The organism is Acinetobacter sp. D009 (assembly GCF_038562025.1).
Taxonomy (GTDB): Bacteria; Pseudomonadota; Gammaproteobacteria; order Pseudomonadales; family Moraxellaceae; genus Acinetobacter; species Acinetobacter pittii.
This window is the reverse complement of sequence record NZ_CP151886.1, coordinates 2636984-2654771: the sequence shown is the minus strand read 5'-3', so window position 1 is coordinate 2654771 and position 17788 is coordinate 2636984. Positions and strand designations below refer to the sequence as shown.

The 17788-nt window shown below is 38.5% G+C and carries 16 protein-coding genes; 7 read left to right on the top strand and 9 right to left on the bottom strand.

The genetic code is table 11. From position 1 onward, the window contains the following. Positions 1-200: 200 nt before the first annotated feature. A complete protein-coding gene (locus tag AAC388_RS12730) occupies positions 201-1121 on the top strand; it encodes a LysR family transcriptional regulator (RefSeq protein ID WP_016802988.1) in 921 nt (306 codons plus the stop codon). 57 nt (positions 1122-1178) lie between these two features. Here AAC388_RS12730 and AAC388_RS12725 read toward each other — a convergent pair whose 3' ends face one another. From AAC388_RS12725 to AAC388_RS12710, 4 genes are all read right to left on the bottom strand, one after another. Further along, positions 1179-2057, bottom strand: a complete 879-nt coding sequence (locus AAC388_RS12725; protein WP_342370744.1) for a class I SAM-dependent methyltransferase — start codon at positions 2055-2057, stop codon at positions 1179-1181. A 113-nt stretch (positions 2058-2170) separates the two neighbouring features. Then, positions 2171-3694, bottom strand: a complete 1524-nt coding sequence (locus AAC388_RS12720; RefSeq protein WP_342370743.1) for an NAD(P)/FAD-dependent oxidoreductase — start codon at positions 3692-3694, stop codon at positions 2171-2173. Between the two features lie 22 nt (positions 3695-3716). Further along, a complete protein-coding gene (locus tag AAC388_RS12715) occupies positions 3717-4550 on the bottom strand; it encodes an SDR family NAD(P)-dependent oxidoreductase (RefSeq protein ID WP_032056753.1) in 834 nt (277 codons plus the stop codon). Positions 4551-4615: 65 nt separating this feature from the next. Then, on the bottom strand, positions 4616-5575 hold the full coding sequence (locus tag AAC388_RS12710; protein ID WP_342370742.1) for a metal-dependent hydrolase: 960 nt from the start codon (positions 5573-5575) through the stop codon (positions 4616-4618). Positions 5576-6099: 524 nt separating this feature from the next. On the opposite strand from AAC388_RS12710, the gene AAC388_RS12705 reads away from it, so the two are divergent. Next, positions 6100-6720 carry a TetR/AcrR family transcriptional regulator gene (locus AAC388_RS12705; protein ID WP_002163161.1) on the top strand — a complete coding sequence of 207 codons (621 nt, stop codon included), beginning with the start codon at positions 6100-6102 and terminating at the stop codon, positions 6718-6720. Between the two features lie 77 nt (positions 6721-6797). Here the strand turns inward: AAC388_RS12705 and AAC388_RS12700 are convergent, their stop codons facing one another. Beyond that, a complete protein-coding gene (locus AAC388_RS12700) occupies positions 6798-7520 on the bottom strand; it encodes a pirin family protein (protein WP_014206180.1) in 723 nt (240 codons plus the stop codon). 604 nt (positions 7521-8124) lie between these two features. Between AAC388_RS12700 and AAC388_RS12695 the strand changes: the two genes are divergently transcribed. The 3 genes from AAC388_RS12695 (at position 8125) to AAC388_RS12685 (ending at position 11109) form a co-directional block, all read left to right on the top strand. Further along, positions 8125-8352, top strand: coding sequence for a hypothetical protein (locus AAC388_RS12695; protein ID WP_002163179.1), 228 nt, complete (start codon positions 8125-8127; stop codon positions 8350-8352). A gap of 322 nt (positions 8353-8674) precedes the next feature. Further along, complete coding sequence (locus tag AAC388_RS12690) at positions 8675-9994, top strand: NCS2 family permease (protein WP_005070381.1); 1320 nt, start codon at positions 8675-8677, stop codon at positions 9992-9994. A 116-nt stretch (positions 9995-10110) separates the two neighbouring features. Then, positions 10111-11109 carry an adenosine deaminase gene (locus AAC388_RS12685; RefSeq protein ID WP_069122646.1) on the top strand — a complete coding sequence of 333 codons (999 nt, stop codon included), beginning with the start codon at positions 10111-10113 and terminating at the stop codon, positions 11107-11109. A 44-nt stretch (positions 11110-11153) separates the two neighbouring features. On the opposite strand, the gene AAC388_RS12680 is transcribed toward AAC388_RS12685, so the two are convergent. Next, positions 11154-11711 carry a cytochrome b gene (locus AAC388_RS12680; protein WP_005076999.1) on the bottom strand — a complete coding sequence of 186 codons (558 nt, stop codon included), beginning with the start codon at positions 11709-11711 and terminating at the stop codon, positions 11154-11156. Between the two features lie 239 nt (positions 11712-11950). Here AAC388_RS12680 and AAC388_RS12675 point away from each other — a divergent pair, with 239 nt between their 5' ends. Together AAC388_RS12675 and rnhB are read left to right on the top strand one after the other, a co-directional pair. Continuing rightward, positions 11951-12340, top strand: a complete 390-nt coding sequence (locus AAC388_RS12675) for a hypothetical protein (protein WP_005076998.1) — start codon at positions 11951-11953, stop codon at positions 12338-12340. A 70-nt stretch (positions 12341-12410) separates the two neighbouring features. Then, complete coding sequence (rnhB, locus tag AAC388_RS12670) at positions 12411-12977, top strand: ribonuclease HII (protein ID WP_002163155.1); 567 nt, start codon at positions 12411-12413, stop codon at positions 12975-12977. A 67-nt stretch (positions 12978-13044) separates the two neighbouring features. Here rnhB and csrA read toward each other — a convergent pair whose 3' ends face one another. The 3 genes from csrA to alaS form a co-directional block, all read right to left on the bottom strand. Beyond that, entirely contained in the window at positions 13045-13299 is a 255-nt protein-coding gene (gene csrA / locus AAC388_RS12665) for a carbon storage regulator CsrA (RefSeq protein WP_000906487.1), read from the bottom strand. Between the two features lie 246 nt (positions 13300-13545). After that, positions 13546-14826 (bottom strand): aspartate kinase, encoded by a 1281-nt coding sequence (locus tag AAC388_RS12660; protein ID WP_032004034.1) that lies wholly within the window; start codon positions 14824-14826, stop codon positions 13546-13548. Positions 14827-14891: 65 nt separating this feature from the next. Next, a complete protein-coding gene (alaS, locus tag AAC388_RS12655) occupies positions 14892-17528 on the bottom strand; it encodes an alanine--tRNA ligase (protein WP_069122647.1) in 2637 nt (878 codons plus the stop codon). Positions 17529-17788 lie beyond the last annotated feature (260 nt).

The window sequence follows — 17788 nt, the reverse complement described above, 5'->3', positions numbered from 1 at the left end:
GTAGTTTTCGCTTTCTTTACCGCTATTGATTCGGCTAGATGGCTTTTCCCGTTGATCCACAGCATTCCTTCTGCGGACATTGTTATGCTCTTAAACAAGAGATGGCTTATGTCGGGAAACATTGAAATGGATGTTAAACCCTTTAAAAAACTGATGAATCGATATAAAGTTAAATCACTATTGCAAAAAACTTAATAATCATGAATGCAGATACGGAATTAGCTTTCTTTTGTTTATTGGTCAAACAAGGAAGTCTTGTCGCGACGGCACGAGAGTTAAACTTGACTCCACCTGCGGTTTCTAGACGTTTAACTCAACTTGAAGAGCGTTTAGGAGTAAGGCTTTTAAATAGAACAACACGGCGAATTAGTTTAACCAGTGAAGGTGAGGTCTACTTTGAAAATGCGGTTCGTATTTTAAAAGAGATTGATGAAATGGAGCGTTTGGTTTCAAGTAGTCGGGCAGCACCCAAAGGGGTATTGCGTGTGAATGCTCCTTTAGGCTTTGGTCGTTCTTATATTGCGCCAGCGATTTCTACATTTGCCAAAATCTATCCTGATGTCGATGTCCAACTGCATTTAACAGACCGCCCGATTAATCTGCCAGATGAAGCCATTGATGTATCAATCCGCTTTGGCGAAATACCTGATTCACGTCTAATTGCAAAAAAATTGGCAGCCAACCGCCGTTTATTATGTGCATCACCTGGCTATTTAAAAACAGCAGGGCAACCACTCACTCCTCATGATTTAACGCAGCATCAGTGTATTGTGATTCGGCAAAATGATTCTGCTTATGGCAATTGGCGGTTAAGTCATGGCAAACAAGTTGAAACCGTTAAAGTTCATGGGCAACTGAGTACGAATGATGGTGCAGTTGCATTAAATTGGGCCTTAGAAGGCTATGGTATTTTGATGCGGGCAGAGTGGGACGTAGCAAAATATTTAAGAAGTGGTAGATTAGTTCAAGTGCTAGCGGACTATGAAACACCACCAGCAGATGTCTATGCGGTGTATTTAGAGAGACTGAATCTGTCGCCTAAAGTCGCGCACTTTTTAGATCATTTACGCCAATTTTTAAATCAGCATGTCGATGGGCCAGAGCCTCATTCAAGTTGGTAACGATGGTATTAACCTCAATTAAAAAAGCCAACTTAAGGTCTAAGTTGGCTTTCAACATCATTTTCTATTTAAACGCAAATGCAATAACCGTGTTGCTGAGGTGTGGCGAATTTCATCGGTCCGTGCATTAAAATATCGTTCAATAATGGCTTCACCTGAAAGATCTTCGATCACTTCAAATCCCATCTGCTCCACGGCCTGATGTAAATCTATTGGTTTAAATTGACCTAGTAAAGGCTCTTTCAGCAAATGGGTAAATTGTGCAACGCCCATACTTCCAAGTCGCTCAATACCGTTTAATTCCTGAAAATCGGTCGAATAGTCGAGTACCACTTCGCTACCGTTTGCAGCAAATTCAGCAATACTTTTTAAAGTTTGCAAGGTCGTTTGCGGGTTTAAATAGTGCGTTGTGCCTAACCATGAAAAAAATGCAGGAGCAGATTGATCATAGAGACTTCTGGTCAAGGCTTCCGAAATAGACTCTTTTTCAAAGTTAATCGAGACAAACTCAACGGTAGTAGGAATATTTCCTAACTTTTTTAGCTTGGCTTGTTTGGCCGCTTGAGTATCAGGATGATCAACTTCAAAAATTTTCAAAGTAGGGTAATGGTGTGATTCACGTAGTGCAAAAGAGTCTAGGCCAGCACCCACTAATACATATTGTTTAGTGTTGTGTTGAACTGCCTGAGTAAGTAAATCTTCGGCATAACGAGAGCGACCGACCACTTGTCCAGTAAGTAGACCTAAAGTACGGTTTAAAACCGCAGAATTCATCACTTTAACAATCAGTGAATTAGAGAGAAGTTTTTTCCAGCCTTTACTGGTTAGTTCAAAAGCATAAGGATCTGAAAATACAGGGTTCTGTGTATTTTGAAAATGATTGGCCCGTAATGCAGCAGCGGCTTCAGCAGTACGACTTGATTGTCCTTCTTTCATCTTTATCCTGTTTTTTTATTTCTTGAAGATATTCAACGAAGAAGGCAGTGTATTTCATGAAAACCTAAAATACACTGCCTATTTCTTACAACTAATTTGATCGAAAATACAAATTAGTGAGTTTTTGTCGTTTGATACGTCACTTCATAATCTTTCAAATCTACTTTTTTCAAACGTTGTTTAAGTTTTTTCAATGACCAAGGCCATGCAGCAAAGTTACGACCATTTGCATCAAGGTAGTAACTCTTACATCCGCCGCTATTAAATACCGTTGTTTGTAAGTGCTTTTGTACTAAATCATTATGCTTTTTAATCACATCAGATTTAACATTTAACTTGCTAATTCCTTTGTTTTTAATTTTCAATAAGCCATCTACGATATAGTCGAGCTGTGCTTCTGCCAGACCAATGAAAGAGTCATAAACCAGTACGTTAGGTCCTAAAATTAAAAATGCATTTGGTACATTTTCAATGTTGGTTCCTAAATAAGCCTCTGGTGAACTATCTTTCCAAATATCTTGTAAACATTGACCTTTTTCATTGTGGACACGTTTACCAATTGGTGGATGAGATACTTCAAAACCTGTACCCCAAATAATCACATCAACTTCGTGGCGTTCACCATTAGCAGCAACCACTGTATTGCCTTCAACCTTCACTAAACCATGAGGGATCAGGGTCGTGTTCGATGCTTGTAGTGCAGGGTAGTAATTATTAGCGAATAAAATACGTTTACAACCAATGTCAAAGTTTGGCGTTACGTTTTTACGTAGCACAGGGTCATTAATTTGCAATTTAAGTAATTGCTTACCCAATACATTGACTGGTTTTAGGGCAAGTGGATTACGTAAACCAAAGTTAATTGCATTCAGCGTTAACGCTACACTTTTACGCCAGCTCGCCTGAATAGACGGATATTTAGCAATCACTGATTTACTAAACTCACCCAAGTCTGTATCTGGTTTTGGTAATACCCAAGGTGCTGTACGTTGGAATACAAAAAGCTCTTTCGCTTTTGGTTGAATTTGTGGCACAAACTGAATAGCAGATGCACCAGTACCAATCACGGCAATGCGTTTACCAGTTAAATCATAATCATGGTTCCATTTAGCAGAATGGAACATCTCGCCTTTAAATGTTTCTAAGCCTTCAAGACGTGGAATTTGAGCTTCGGTAATTGGACCTGTGGCAAAAATAACAGTTTTTGATAAATATTGACCAGTACTGGTATCAAGCACCCACACATGACGTGAGTCATCCCACGCTGCGTTGAGCAGTTCGCTATTAAATTCGATTTTAGACGTAACATTAAACTCGTTACTCACATCTTCCAGATAACTTAAGATTTCTGGTTGGCGCGCAAATAAATGGCTCCATTTTGCACTTGGTGCAAATGAGTAAGAATAAAGAGCAGAAGGTACATCGCAACCACAACCCGGATAGGTGTTCTCACGCCATGTTCCACCCACGCGGCTAGCTTTTTCAATAATTTTATAATTGGTATAACCAACTTGATCTAGGCGAATGGCAGCAGCGATCCCTGAAATGCCCGCACCCACAATAAAAGTATCGAAAATATGGCTTGGTGATTTGACAGCTTTTTTTGCTGATGCATTTGTTTTCATTTGCGCAGTCATATGTGTACTACCTATAAATTTCTTATTTAAATAATTTGTACGAGGTGCCAAGGAACTTGGTATACAAGCTTGGGGATGCACGCTTCATGAGCCAGAATAACTTCGCATCAATTTGAGGAATGGTATACATCTCATCCTGATCAAGGCGATTAAGTGTTAATCTTGCAACATCATCACTTGTCGTTAAGGCATAGTTCATCAGCGCATGGTCTGCTAGCTTTGAATAGCGTCCTGGAATTCGACCATTTTTAATGATATTGGTTGGAACCAGCGTCGGGCAGAGTACATTCACTTTAATATTAAACTTATGCAGTTCAGCTGAAAGCGTTTCTGAAAGCGCACGCACACCCGCTTTAGTCACGTTATAAGCAGTCATTTCTGGTGCAGCCGTGTAAGATGCTGCAGATGCCACATTAATAATCGCGCCGTAACCTAACTTTTTAAACTTGGGAACAAATGCGTGACAACCATGAATAACTCCCCATAGGTTAATATTCATGACCCAGTTCCAGTCTTCTAGGCTGAGTTCGTCAAATTTACCACCCAAACCCACACCAGCATTATTAATGACAAGAGTTACAGGGTGCCCAAGCAAGATTTCAGCAGTTTCAGCGAGATGGTTAACCTGTTCAGCGTTACCCACATCACAGCGCATAGCAAAAGCTTTTGCACCTTCTTGTTCAAGAAGTTTTACTGTTTCTTCAGCAGCCTCCAGATTAATATCTGCACACACTACGCTGCCACCACGTTTCGCAAGTTCAATTGCAAAACTTCGACCAATCCCACTGCCTGCACCCGTCACTACGGCATAAGCTTTTTGGCTTGGTTTAACTTTCTTTTTGCCAAATAAAATCATGATTCATCCATAAATAGCTTGAAGAGATACCAGCTACCTCTTTGATAGCTGGAAATGCAGGACGATTAAGACATGCGTACTGGTGGGGTAAATTCTTTAACAAAGTAAGGAGCAATTGCGCCGCCTTCGGTCAGCAATTTCTTTTTGTAATACTCAAGATATTCAGTTGTATCATGATCATTTGGATGAAAATCTGGGCGTAAGTAGTCAAGAATTTGACCAATCGTACTGCCGAAAACTCCGTCTTTTGGACCAAAGATTAAGCCTACACCGCGACGAGCATCTTTCCAGAATTTCAAAGTCAGCATCTCTTGTGGCTTTCTTAACACAGGCACAAATAATGTAGTCGCAGGGATTAAACCTAAAATGGTAAATAGCGCGAGGAAGAAACCAGACGTGCGTAGTGCATAGCTACCATTTAAAAGTTGATATACATCGTAGGCAATATCTTTATGTTCAGATTCTTCAAGCATATGCCACATCCACAATGCACGGCTTTTTTCGTCATCTGAATAGTAGAAGTTCTTTTCGTGCTTCATCATGTATTCAGCAAGTACCGCAGTAAAATGCTCAATACCTGCCATCATTGATAATTTGAGTGGCTGTGGAAACTTTAAGAAAACATACTTAAAGAAGTTTGAGCCAAGAAAACGATATAGCGCGACAGGATATTCAGCATCTTGAAGGGCATCGTTATATTCATTGTGCAATTTAGAATGAATTGCTTCTTGGCCAATCAACGACGTTACTCGCTGCTTTAATATTGGATCTTTGATAAATTCACGGTGATGGCGAGCGGTTTCAATCACCAGATCTTCGCCGTAAGTTAAAAACACCGAAAGTGTGGCAAAAAACAAAGTAGCAAATTGATTGTCCATATAGAATCTGACATCAATTTCTTTACCATCAAAACCAATATTTAAATGTCTGATTGGAATTGAACTTTTGCTAGCAAAATCTGGTAGCTCAATTTCACGCTGAAATTTAAGCTTGTTGAATGATTTTTTAACTGCGGTCGAGATCATGGCGACACCCTGAGGCAAAGTAGTGGTGCATTTTGATGAAAATCAATAAACTCAATGATCAACAAAGCACTGTAAAATTCCATTTTCAAAAACAGATGATTCTCTGCATTGACTACGGTGTTGTTGCTCCGTTATTTGTTTGATTATTTGGCTGAATAACGGAAGAAGAACCGAGACAGACTAGAGCTGCTGAATGACTCTTCTTTAATTTTTTCATATTAATCTGACATTATGTTCGGATTCAATTCGGGTAAATTCTTAAATATATAAAAGTATTTTATAGACATTTCTTGTAATAATTTTTCTAAATAAATTGATTTTATCTTTTTGAAAAATAATAAATTAAATTTATTTCTAATCTCTGGAAATAATGAATTAAAACATCAATTGATTGATAAATTGAGATCTATTTTTCTCAGTTTTTTCACTTAAGTTTGACAACTATTCGGATTTTGTTTTTTTATTTCTACCGAGTTAGATTACATGCTAATCTGACTTTATGTTCGGATTATTAATTAGATCGTATGACTACGCGTAAACCACGTCAAACTCGAGCTAAAGTCACTGTCGACACGATTATTGAAGCAGGTTTTATTGCCGTGGCACTTCATGGACCGAGTGGAACCACGACACGTCATATTGCAGAAATTGCAGGAGTGAGTGTCGGGTCTTTATACGAATATTTTAAAAATAAAGAAGAAATTTATGATGCGATGAATCACTTTTTTGTTCGCGAAATTCTGGACATGATTACAGAGCTTACACCGACAATTTTACAGTTGGAGTTAGAGCCTGTCATCGAAATGATTTTTTATACTTTTAGTGATTTATTAAAGAAAAATAACGACCGCTATTTGACTGTTTTACGTTATGCAGGAGAATTGCAGTACGACAAATACATTCCCAAAATTGAACAGGCTTTAATGGAAGTGATCATGAAATATATGATGCATAATCCAAAATACCTAAAAATCAATAATTTGCCTGTAATTACCTATATTTGTATCAATAGTGGAATTTTTAATGTCGCACGGCATCTTATTTTGCCAAACCCTTATATTAGTTTTGATGAAATGGTGCAGGGGCTAACTACTATGATTATGAGCTATATCAATACAGAGATGGCACGTTCAGAAGAGCATTGAGCAGAGTTAGAATTTTTATAAGTCCAAGTAACGATAAAAAGCCCTCACATAAAGTTTATGTGAGGGCTTAATTGATTTTATGGCATGGTTGGAACTTCTTCAGGACGCATATCGAAAATCAAAATTTCGGCGTTATCACCATTGGTAAACGATAAGCTTCCACCTTCACGAATACGTGCAGCATCGCCGGTGTTAAAGGTTTTACCATTTACATCAACACGACCTTTAGCAACGTGTAGGTACACATATCGACCATCAGGAATCACAAAGTCAGCAGTTTCTTCACCATCAAAAAGACCTGAGTAAATATTAATATCTTGTTTGATCGATAAAGTTTTCTCGCCACCTTTTGGTGAGATGATCAAATGCAATTTACCGCGTTTGTCTGCTTCATCAATATGAACTTGTTGATAGCCTGGCTCTGTATTCACTTCATTTGGAACAACCCAAATTTGCAAGAAATGAACGCCTTCTTGAGCTGAATGGTTAAATTCACTATGAGCAACACCACGACCTGCACTCATCAGCTGAATGTCACCCGGCACAATCACAGAGCCTGTACCCATCGAGTCTTTATGCTCTAATGCACCTTCAAGTACATAGGAAATAATTTCCATATTACGGTGAGGGTGAGTACCAAAGCCTTTAGATGGAGCAACGTTATCATCGTTAATTACAAGCAGATCCGAAAAACCAACTTGTTTAGGATCCCAATAGTTAGCAAATGAAAAGCTATGTTTTGATTGTAACCAACCATGATGTGCTGCACCACGCTCGTGAGATAAACGCATATCAAACATGATGTATTCTCCTGATTTAATTTTTTATCTGAATACAGTTTATCGTAGCGTTTATTGGAATGAAGCTATGAAAATAGAAAGCTTGGTGCGATTTATAGAACGATAAAACTTGGACGTAATTTTGCTAGTCAACCAATAGAGTTAAAGGAGAAAAATATTTTTAAATAAGATGAAGATTTCTTTGAGATGAATTTTTACTTTCCATGCTAAACATGCAACATAGAAATTAGTCGCTAAAGAAACAATTTTAAAGAAAAGTACATTAACGAAAATAGCTCCTTTTTATCTCATTTAAAGCTTAGCAAATAAAAAGAAATTTCAAGCCGTATACACATTTGTCTATGCTCTATCTTTAAAATAACTTAAGAGTTAAAACCGATAAAAAGATAATATTAAAAATAACTAAAATAAGCTCTTATTAAATAAAGTTACTTTTCAATGGAAAAGTTTAATATTTAGTAGGTTTTTTAATGATATTTTTAAAATAACTTTTATTTTCAATAATTTGAATAAGAGTGTGTTATTGTAAATAAATGTGAAAATATTCACAAAGCTATAATTTTTTGTTAAGATCATTAACATTAAAAACATAGAGATAATAATAATGATCAATAAAGTATTAATAGTGTTGTGTGTGGGTATTGTCTTTGTATTAGGGTATTGGGCTTATTTAGATACTCAAAATAAAAGACATCAAGAGCTAATGCAGATCATACAAGAAGCTGAAAAAAACCTGCAAAGTATCGAACGAAATCCGAATCATGCTCATCACAGCAATTTAGCTTCTTTTCATATGCAACAATATATAGGCGAGAAAAAAATTATTTTCTAGCAATAACGAGCTATAAATTTCTAACTTTTTACAGTGTCATTGGTCATATCTTTTCATAAATTTTGATCATGTTTCTGTTGAATCTGTTAAACTTATTGAACGTATAGTAAAAAAGCTGCATAGGGGTTATGCAGCTTTTTTGTGTTTCAAGAGGGGCTGTGGTTGTTTGCTATGTATAAAGCTAGAAATCAAATGAGTGGCATATTTGTTGCTTCTTAAATTTGAGATTCTTGTTTATAGGACTGAACAGAAAAACAATATTGTTCAGAGACCTACATAGACGTAAATATTCCACAGTTCAGATTTTGCATAGAGGCTACTTATGGCGGCGCCCAATTCTTCGGCAGGCTGGTTAGAGCGTTTATTTAAGCTAAGCGACAATAAAACCACTTTCCGAACTGAAGTTCTTGCTGGTGTAACTACATTCCTAACGATGTGTTACATCATTATTGTCAATCCACTCATTTTATCTGAAACCGGCATGGATCATGGTGCCGTATTCGTTGCGACCTGTTTGGCAGCAGCAATCGGATGTTTAGTAATGGGGATCATTGCTAATTATCCAATCGCACTGGCTCCTGGTATGGGTTTAAACGCTTACTTTACCTATTCGGTTTGTATGGGAATGGGCGTGCCATGGCAAACAGCTTTAGCCGCTGTTTTTGTTTCAGGCCTTGTCTTTCTTGCAATTAGCTTCTTTAAAATTCGTGAAGCGATTGTTAATGCAATCCCAATGTCTCTTAAATTTGCAATCGGCGGTGGTATTGGTTTGTTCCTAGCACTGATTGCACTCAAAAATGCTGGAATCATTGTTGATAACCAAGCGACATTAGTCGGTTTGGGTGATATCAAACAGCCTACAGTATTATTAGCGCTATTCGGATTTTTAATGATTGTGGTTTTACACCAGTTAAAGGTTCGCGGTGCAATCATTATTAGTATTTTAGTGGTTACGGCCATCGCTACTGCTTTAGGTTTAAATGAATTTAAGGGTGTAGTGGGTCAAATTCCTTCAATTGCACCAACATTCATGCAAATGGACTTTGAAGGTCTATTTACAGCAAGTATGGTCGGCGTCATTTTCGTATTCTTTATTGTCGACTTGTTTGACAGTACTGGTACTTTGGTTGGTGTTTCACACCGTGCAGGTCTTTTACAAGACGGTAAATTACCTCGTTTGAAGAAAGCATTATTTGCAGATTCTACTGCAATCGTTGCAGGTGCCGCATTAGGTACATCTTCAACTACACCATATATCGAGTCAGCTTCAGGTGTAGCAGCAGGCGGACGTACTGGTTTAACTGCTGTTGTGGTTGCAGTCTTATTTATCTGCTGTTTATTTTTAGCACCTCTTGCTCAATCTGTACCAGGTTTTGCAACGGCGCCAGCTTTATTGTTCATTGGTGTGTTGATGATCCAAGGAATCACTCACATTGATTGGGATGATATTACTGAAGCTGTTCCAGCATTTTTAACCATTGTATTTATGCCATTCACCTATTCAATTGCTGATGGTATTGCAATGGGCTTTATTAGCTATGCATTAGTTAAATTATTCACGGGTAAGGCAAAAACTGTACCGTACATGGTATGGATTATTGCTGCGCTTTGGGTATTTAAATTTATCGCGTTTGGCGGTTAATATGATTTTTTATAATTTTCTTCTTGAGCTATCTTAGACATAGTTTTCAATAAGAAGAAAATTATAAAAGGGTGTGATTTTGACCACACCCTTTTTTCTTTAGACGTGGAGTTAATATGAATCAAGTCGAGCTGATTCGCGCCTTACCAAAAGCCGAATTGCATGTGCATATTGAAGGGACTTTCGAACCTGAATTAATGTTTGCAATTGCCCAGCGCAATCAGATTCAGATTCCTTACAAATCTGTTGAAGAAGTAAAGCAAGCTTATAACTTTCATAATCTTCAATCATTCTTAGATATTTACTATGCTGGCGCGAATGTTCTTGTACATGAACAAGACTTCTATGATTTAGCATGGGCTTATTTTGAGAAATGTGCCGAAGATCATGTCGTTCACACAGAAATGTTCTTTGATCCGCAAACCCATACAGACCGTGGTGTTGCGTTCTCAACTGTGATTAATGGTTTAAAGCGTGCTTGTGTAGATGCCAAAGCTAAGTTTGGTATTAGCTCTCAACTGATTATGTGTTTCTTACGTCATTTAAGTGAAGAAGCTGCATTTGAAACGCTTGAGCAAGCGCTGCCGTTTAAGCAAGATATTATTGCTGTAGGCCTTGATTCAAGTGAAGTAGGGCATCCGCCAGCTAAATTTGAACGTGTGTTTGCTAAGGCGCGTGAAGAAGGTTTCTTAATCGTTGCTCATGCTGGTGAAGAAGGTCCTCCTGAATATGTATGGGAAGCTTTAGATCTACTTAAAGTGAATCGTATTGATCATGGTGTGCGTTCTGAAGAAGACGAACAATTAATGGCACGTTTAATTAATGAAAAAATGCCATTAACAGTTTGTCCTTTAAGTAACTTAAAGCTATGTGTTGTTAAGGATATGAAAGATCATAATATCCGCCGTCTTTTACAAAAAGGCGTACACGTGACGGTTAATTCAGATGATCCTTCATATTTTGGTGGATATATGAATGATAATTTCTTTGCCATCCAGCAAGCTTTAGACTTAAACAATGATGAGTTGAAACAACTCGCAATTAATTCTTTCGAAGCTTCATTCATTTCAGATGAAGAGAAACAAAAGTGGATTGCAGAAATCCAAAAAATATAAATAAAAAAACCGCCTATCTCGGGCGGTTTTTTTATACATCAGGTTTATTTAGGCTGCTTGGTCATACTATTTAAAATATTGTCTTTATCAATAAAGTGGTGTTTCAAAGCTGCAAGTACATGCCCAACAATGAGAAAACCGGCAAACCAAGAAATATAAATATGTAATGGTTTAACAACAGCTAAAAGCTCTGGGTTATCTTGCACTAAACGCGGAATTTCAAATAAATATAAAACAGGGGCAGGGTGACCAGCACTCCAACTAAACAAGCAACCAGTGACAGGTAAAGCCACTAAAATTACATAAAGGAATAGATGACCCACGTGTGCCAGAGTTTTCATCATCGGTGACATGGTGTCAGGTAGTTTTGGAGCTGGATGTGTATAGCGCCATAAAATCCGGATAATGACTAAAAAGATAATGGTGGTTGCAATATTCTTGTGCAACGTAATCACATCACCTTTAAAGCTGCCATCAACGTCATAGCTTAAAAAATTTCCACTATAAAAGCCAATAACCCATGCGACGATGAAAATAATTGCCATCACCCAATGCAGAATTTGTGCGGTACGGGTGTAATACTGAGAGGAAGCAGCAGGCATAAAAGACCCTTTTTTTGTCGTTTTGATTTGTGATTTTAGGGGAAAGCACAGATTTTAAGAAATGTTTTAAATGTGACAGAGCGTGCTAAAAACAGAACGTTTTACCCCAAAAAAAGCATTTGATGAGCTGAGTTTCGGTCGGCAAAATAGTTTGCATAAATGCATCAAATTATTTGTTTCTTCTAAAGTTGAGTTTAGGCACAATACGCGCTGCCAACGTTCAATCAAAGGAAAAAATGATGAAAAAATTGATGCTCGCTCTAGCACCAGTTGTTTTAGCTTTAACAGCATGTGCAACAACTACAGGCACTGGTACAGGTGCTGCTTCTGCACAAACCACAACTCAACAATTGGGAGTTGCTGCGTTAAAGGTTGCTGTAAATGCGAAATGTATTACAGAGATTAATAATGTCGCAGCTTGGAAAACAGCAACAAAATATATGACTGCTGAGCAACGTGATAGCATCCAAACCAATGTTTGTGGTTGTGTGAGCGAAAAGGCTCCAAACAGTGTGACAGCAGTAGAATTAGCTGCAGCTGCACTTGATGTAAATACACGTGCTACAATCGTAAACCAAGTGGTTTCTAAAACTGTAAACGCTTGTGTGGCAGAAGCTTTACAAAAGTAATTAATAAATTATGTGTTAAAGAAGGCTGATTACTATTGATCAGCCTCTTTTATTTAAAGGTAGTGAGTCGATGTTTATTGCTGGTGTAGATGAGGCAGGACGGGGGCCTTTAGTAGGTTCGGTTGTGGCAGCAGCTGTGATTTTAGATCCGAATAATCCAATTTTAGGATTAAATGATTCTAAAAAATTAACTGAAAAGAAACGTGAAAAGTTGTTTATTGAAATACAAGAAAAAGCCTTAGCTTGGTCAATTGCTGAAGCAACTCATGCTGAAATTGATGAGCTAAATATTTTACAGGCGACTTTTTTGGCTATGCAACGCGCTGTTGATGGCTTGAAAACTCAACCTCAAAAAGTGATCGTTGATGGTAATCAAATTCCGAAAGGAATTATTATTCCTTGTGAAGCCATTGTTGGTGGAGATGCAAGCCATGCTGAAATTAGTGCAGCAAGTATCTTGGCAAAAGTGACACGAGATCGACAGATGGCAGAATTAGATCAGCAATATCCGTTATTTGGTTTTGCCAAACATAAAGGATATCCAACCAAAGCACATTTTGAAGCGATTGCCGTGCATGGCGTGATTGATCAGCATCGTCGTAGTTATGCACCTGTTAAACGTGCTTTAGGTCTATAAATACAACCACTTAAAAAATTTAAAGCGACTATAAAGTCGCTTTAATTAGGGAGAGAACAACTTCATACTAACGATTGAAGTTTTTCTGTGCATAATTATCATCTTCATAAGAAACTTGATAATCTTGATCAAGATGTTGAAGGTGTTCATGCATTGCACGTTCATGTTGAATACGTTGATAAATTTCTTCGCGATGAACAGAAACCTCTTTTGGTGCATTCACACCAATACGAACCTGGTTTCCTTTGACGCCAAGCACAGTAACACTGACTTGATCCCCAATCATTAATGTTTCCCCGACACGGCGGGTCAGAATCAGCATGTTTATCTCCTTGCTAAACGCTTAAAACTGCAATATTGGTACCCAAATAAAAAGCTCAACCTCAGTTTTCAGTCAGATTCTAACAGAAATATGAGAACAAAGTCATATTTTGATAATCTCTGCCAAAAAACTTTCCGTTTAATATAACAGAGCCGCTATAAAAAAAACTATAGCGGCTCTGTGTTTTCTTTGATTATTGTCGGACAAGTAAACATTTTTTAATGAATTCTTGACCGGTTGGTAAAATTAAGCGCGAGCGCTGCTTTCACCATGTTCACGATCCAAACCAAAAGCGGTATGTAAGCAGCGAACAGCAAGTTCAAGGTATTTCTCGTCGATAATCACAGAAACTTTAATTTCAGAAGTTGAAATCATAAGAATGTTGATACCTTCATCAGCAAGGGCAGTGAACATTCTGCTCGCTACACCTGCGTGTGAACGCATACCTACACCAACGATAGACACTTTAACGATGTCATCACGTGTTGAAACTTCACGTGCGCCAATATTTTTAGCAGTTTCGTTTAAGATTTTTTCAGCTTTCGCTAAATCAACACGGTTTACTGTGAATGTGAAATCTGTAGTGCCATCTTCTTCAACATTTTGCACTATCATATCGACTTCGATATTGGCATCACTTACTGGTGATAAGATTTTAGAAGCAATGCCTGGTTCATCAGGTACACCTAAAATCGTTAATTTTGCTTCGTCACGGTTAAAAGCAATACCTGCAATAATTGGCTGTTCCATAGTATCTTCTGCCTCAGTAGTAATGAGTGTACCAACATTTTCTTTAAATTCGTCGTCAAAAACGCCGTCGTCGTCATTATCAAAGCTTGATAATACACGTAAAGGAACTTGATATTTCCCGGCAAACTCTACTGAGCGAATTTGTAAAACTTTAGAACCTAATGATGCCATTTCTAGCATTTCTTCAAAAGAAATACGGTCGATTTTTTTGGCTTTAGGAGCAACGCGAGGGTCAGTGGTGTAAACACCATCTACATCAGTGTAAATCTGGCATTCGTCAGCTTTTAAAGCAGCAGCAAGAGCAACACCAGAAGTATCTGAACCACCTCGACCTAGTGTTGTGGTATTTCCATTAGCATCAAAGCCTTGGAAACCAGCAACCACAATAACACGGCCTGCATCTAGGTCATTGGTCATGACATCTGTATCAATAGACTCGATACGCGCCTTGGTAAATGCACTGTCAGTTTTAATACCGACTTGACGTCCGGTATAGGATTTAGCTTCCACACCAATCGAATTAAGTGCCATAGCTAACATGGAAATCGTCACCTGTTCACCGGTTGAAACCATTTGGTCTAACTCACGTGGGTCAGGTGTTTCGGTAATGGCTTTAGCGAGAGCAAGTAAGCGGTTTGTTTCACCACTCATTGCAGATACGACCACAACAACTTTGTGACCGTGATCATGCCAACGCTTCACACGACGAGCAACATTTAAAATGCGCTCGGGGGTACCCATAGAAGTACCGCCATATTTTTGAACGATTAATGCCATAGTTGTTCCATATAAGCCATGACCCTGAGAGGCTTTTCAGGGTCAGTTACACAAAAAGTGAAGTCTTATTTTTGTTCAAGCCATGCAGGTAATGCTGCGATAACTTGTCCAAACTTCTCGTTAAGTGGCGCGCCACCTTGTGCTAAGTCAGGTTTACCACCACCTTTACCACCTAACTCTGTTGCTAGATGTTTGATGATGTCACCTGCTTTTAGAGTTGCAGTGTATTGTGATGCAACTGAAGCAAGTAGGCTAACTTTGTCACCCTCTACACCAGCTAAAACAATAACTGCATTCTCTAATTTCGATTTAACACTGTCGTGTAAGTTGCGAAGTGATTTTGCATCTACACCTTGAACAGTGGTAATAAGCGTTTGACGATCAGCAATGGTTTGTACCTGATCAATCAATTCTGACGCTTGGAAGTTTGCTAATTTCTGATTGAGCTGTTCAATCTGCTTTTGTAATGCAGAAACCAATTCAACATTGGCTTGTACACGCTCAACAGTTTGGTCTTTCTGTGCTTTTAATAAGCCATTAATGTGCTGGATATCAGCATCAGTTTTTTGTACTACATCTAGCGCTTTAGTACCTGTAACAGCTTCAATACGACGTACACCGGCAGCTACACCACCTTCAGAAGTGATTTTGAATAAACCAATATCACCTGTACGCTTAACGTGAATACCACCACAAAGTTCAATTGAGAAGTTTTTCTCATCAATAATTGAACCCATAGAAAGTACACGTACTTCATCACCATATTTTTCACCAAACAACATCATGGCACCTTTAGCTTTTGCAGCTTCGATATCAAGAAGTTCGGTTGTTACAGCACTATTTGCAATAATTTCTGCATTCACTAAGCGCTCAACTTGTTGTAACTGTTCAAAAGTTACAGGTTGGTCATTAGCAAAGTCGAAACGTAAGATATCGCTTGCAACTAAAGAACCTTTTTGTTGTACATGTGAGCCTAAGATTTGACGAAGGGCAGCATGTAATAAGTGAGTTGCAGAGTGGTTACGTGCAGTTGCTTCACGAATGTCTGCTTTAACAATCGCTTCAACGTTTTGATCTGCTTTAAGGCTACCAACGGTCACAATACCTTGATGAACAAAGGCACCGCCTGACTTTTTAGTATCTTGAACTTCAAAAATACCAGTTTCGTTTTTGAAGATACCAGTATCACCAATCTGACCACCACTTTCAGCATAGAAAGGAGTTTGGTTTAAAACGATAAGCGCTTCATCACCTTCAGAAACTTCATCAACTTGTACGCCATCTTTATAGATCGCTACAATTTGACCTTGACCAGTGGTGTTGATGTAACCATCAAACTGAGTTTCGCCATCAACTTTTACAATATTGTTGTAATCAACTGCAAACTTACCAGCATCACGAGCACGTTGACGCTGTGCTGCCATTTCTACTTCAAAACCAGCTTCATCAATAATAAAGTCACGTTCACGTGCAATATCAGCAGTTAAGTCTGTCGGGAAGCCGTAAGTGTCGTAAAGTTTAAATACAGTCGCACCAGGAATTGTCTTATCTTTTAATTGAGCAAGCTCACCCTCGAGTAGTTTCAAGCCTTGCTCAAGTGTTTTTGCAAACTGTTCTTCTTCACGAATTAAAGTTGCTTCAATCACATCTTTACGAGCTGCAAGCTCTGGATATGCATCACCCATAACTTCAATTAAAGGTTGCAACATTTTGTAGAAGAACGTACCAGTTGCACCAAGTTTATTACCGTGACGCACAGCGCGACGGATAATACGGCGAAGTACATAACCACGACCTTCATTACTTGGGTTTACACCATCAGCAATGAGGAAACAGCATGAACGCGCATGGTCTGCAACAACACGTAAAGAAGGCTGACCTTGGTCTTCAATACCGATAATGTTGGCAGCAGCTTTTAATAAGTGTTGGAACAGGTCAATATCATAGTTTGAATTAACATGTTGCAATACAGCAGAGATACGCTCTAAGCCCATACCTGTATCAACAGACGGAGCAGGAAGAGGGTGAAGCACGCCATCAGCAGTACGGTTAAACTGCATGAAAACGTTGTTCCAGATTTCAATGAAACGGTCGCCATCTTCTTCAGGAGAACCAGGTAAGCCACCCCAAATGTGATCACCGTGGTCAAAGAAAATTTCAGAACATGGACCACATGGACCAGTATCACCCATTGCCCAGAAGTTATCAGATGCGTATTTTTCGCCTTTATTATCACCAATACGGATAATACGTTCTGGTGCTAAACCGATTTCTTTGTTCCAGATGTCGTAAGCTTCGTCATCGGTGTGGTAAACCGTGGCATAAAGTTTATCTTTTGGTAAAGCAAGCCATTGTTCGCTGGTTAAAAATTCCCATGCGAATTTAAGCGCATCACGTTTGAAATAATCACCGAATGAGAAATTACCTAACATTTCAAAGAATGTATGGTGACGTGCAGTGTAGCCAACGTTGTCTAAGTCATTGTGTTTACCGCCAGCGCGTACACATTTTTGAGATGTAGTTGCACGCACATAGTCACGTTTCTCAAGACCTAAAAAGCAGTCTTTAAACTGGTTCATCCCAGCATTTGTAAATAATAAAGTTGGGTCGTTGGCAGGAACAAGAGAACTCGACGCGACACGTGTATGCCCTTGCGTTTCAAAGTAGCGCAAAAATGCTTCACGAATTTCAGCAGATGTCATTAAACGAGTACTCACAACCAAGTCACTCCATATTTTCGAATTTGGCTAAATGTATCAATGCCTGTTTGTTTTATGCCAAACCTTGCATGTGATACGGGGCTTATTTTTTAAAAACGCTAAATTGTAGCGGAAAAACCCCACCGAACCAACGATTTTAAAAGGAATATCTTACAAAACTGTGATTTGGCTAAAAATCTATATTCAATTGGCCTTGACGTGCTTTACTATATGCTTTCTTTAGTTTGTAGTTTTGTTGATAA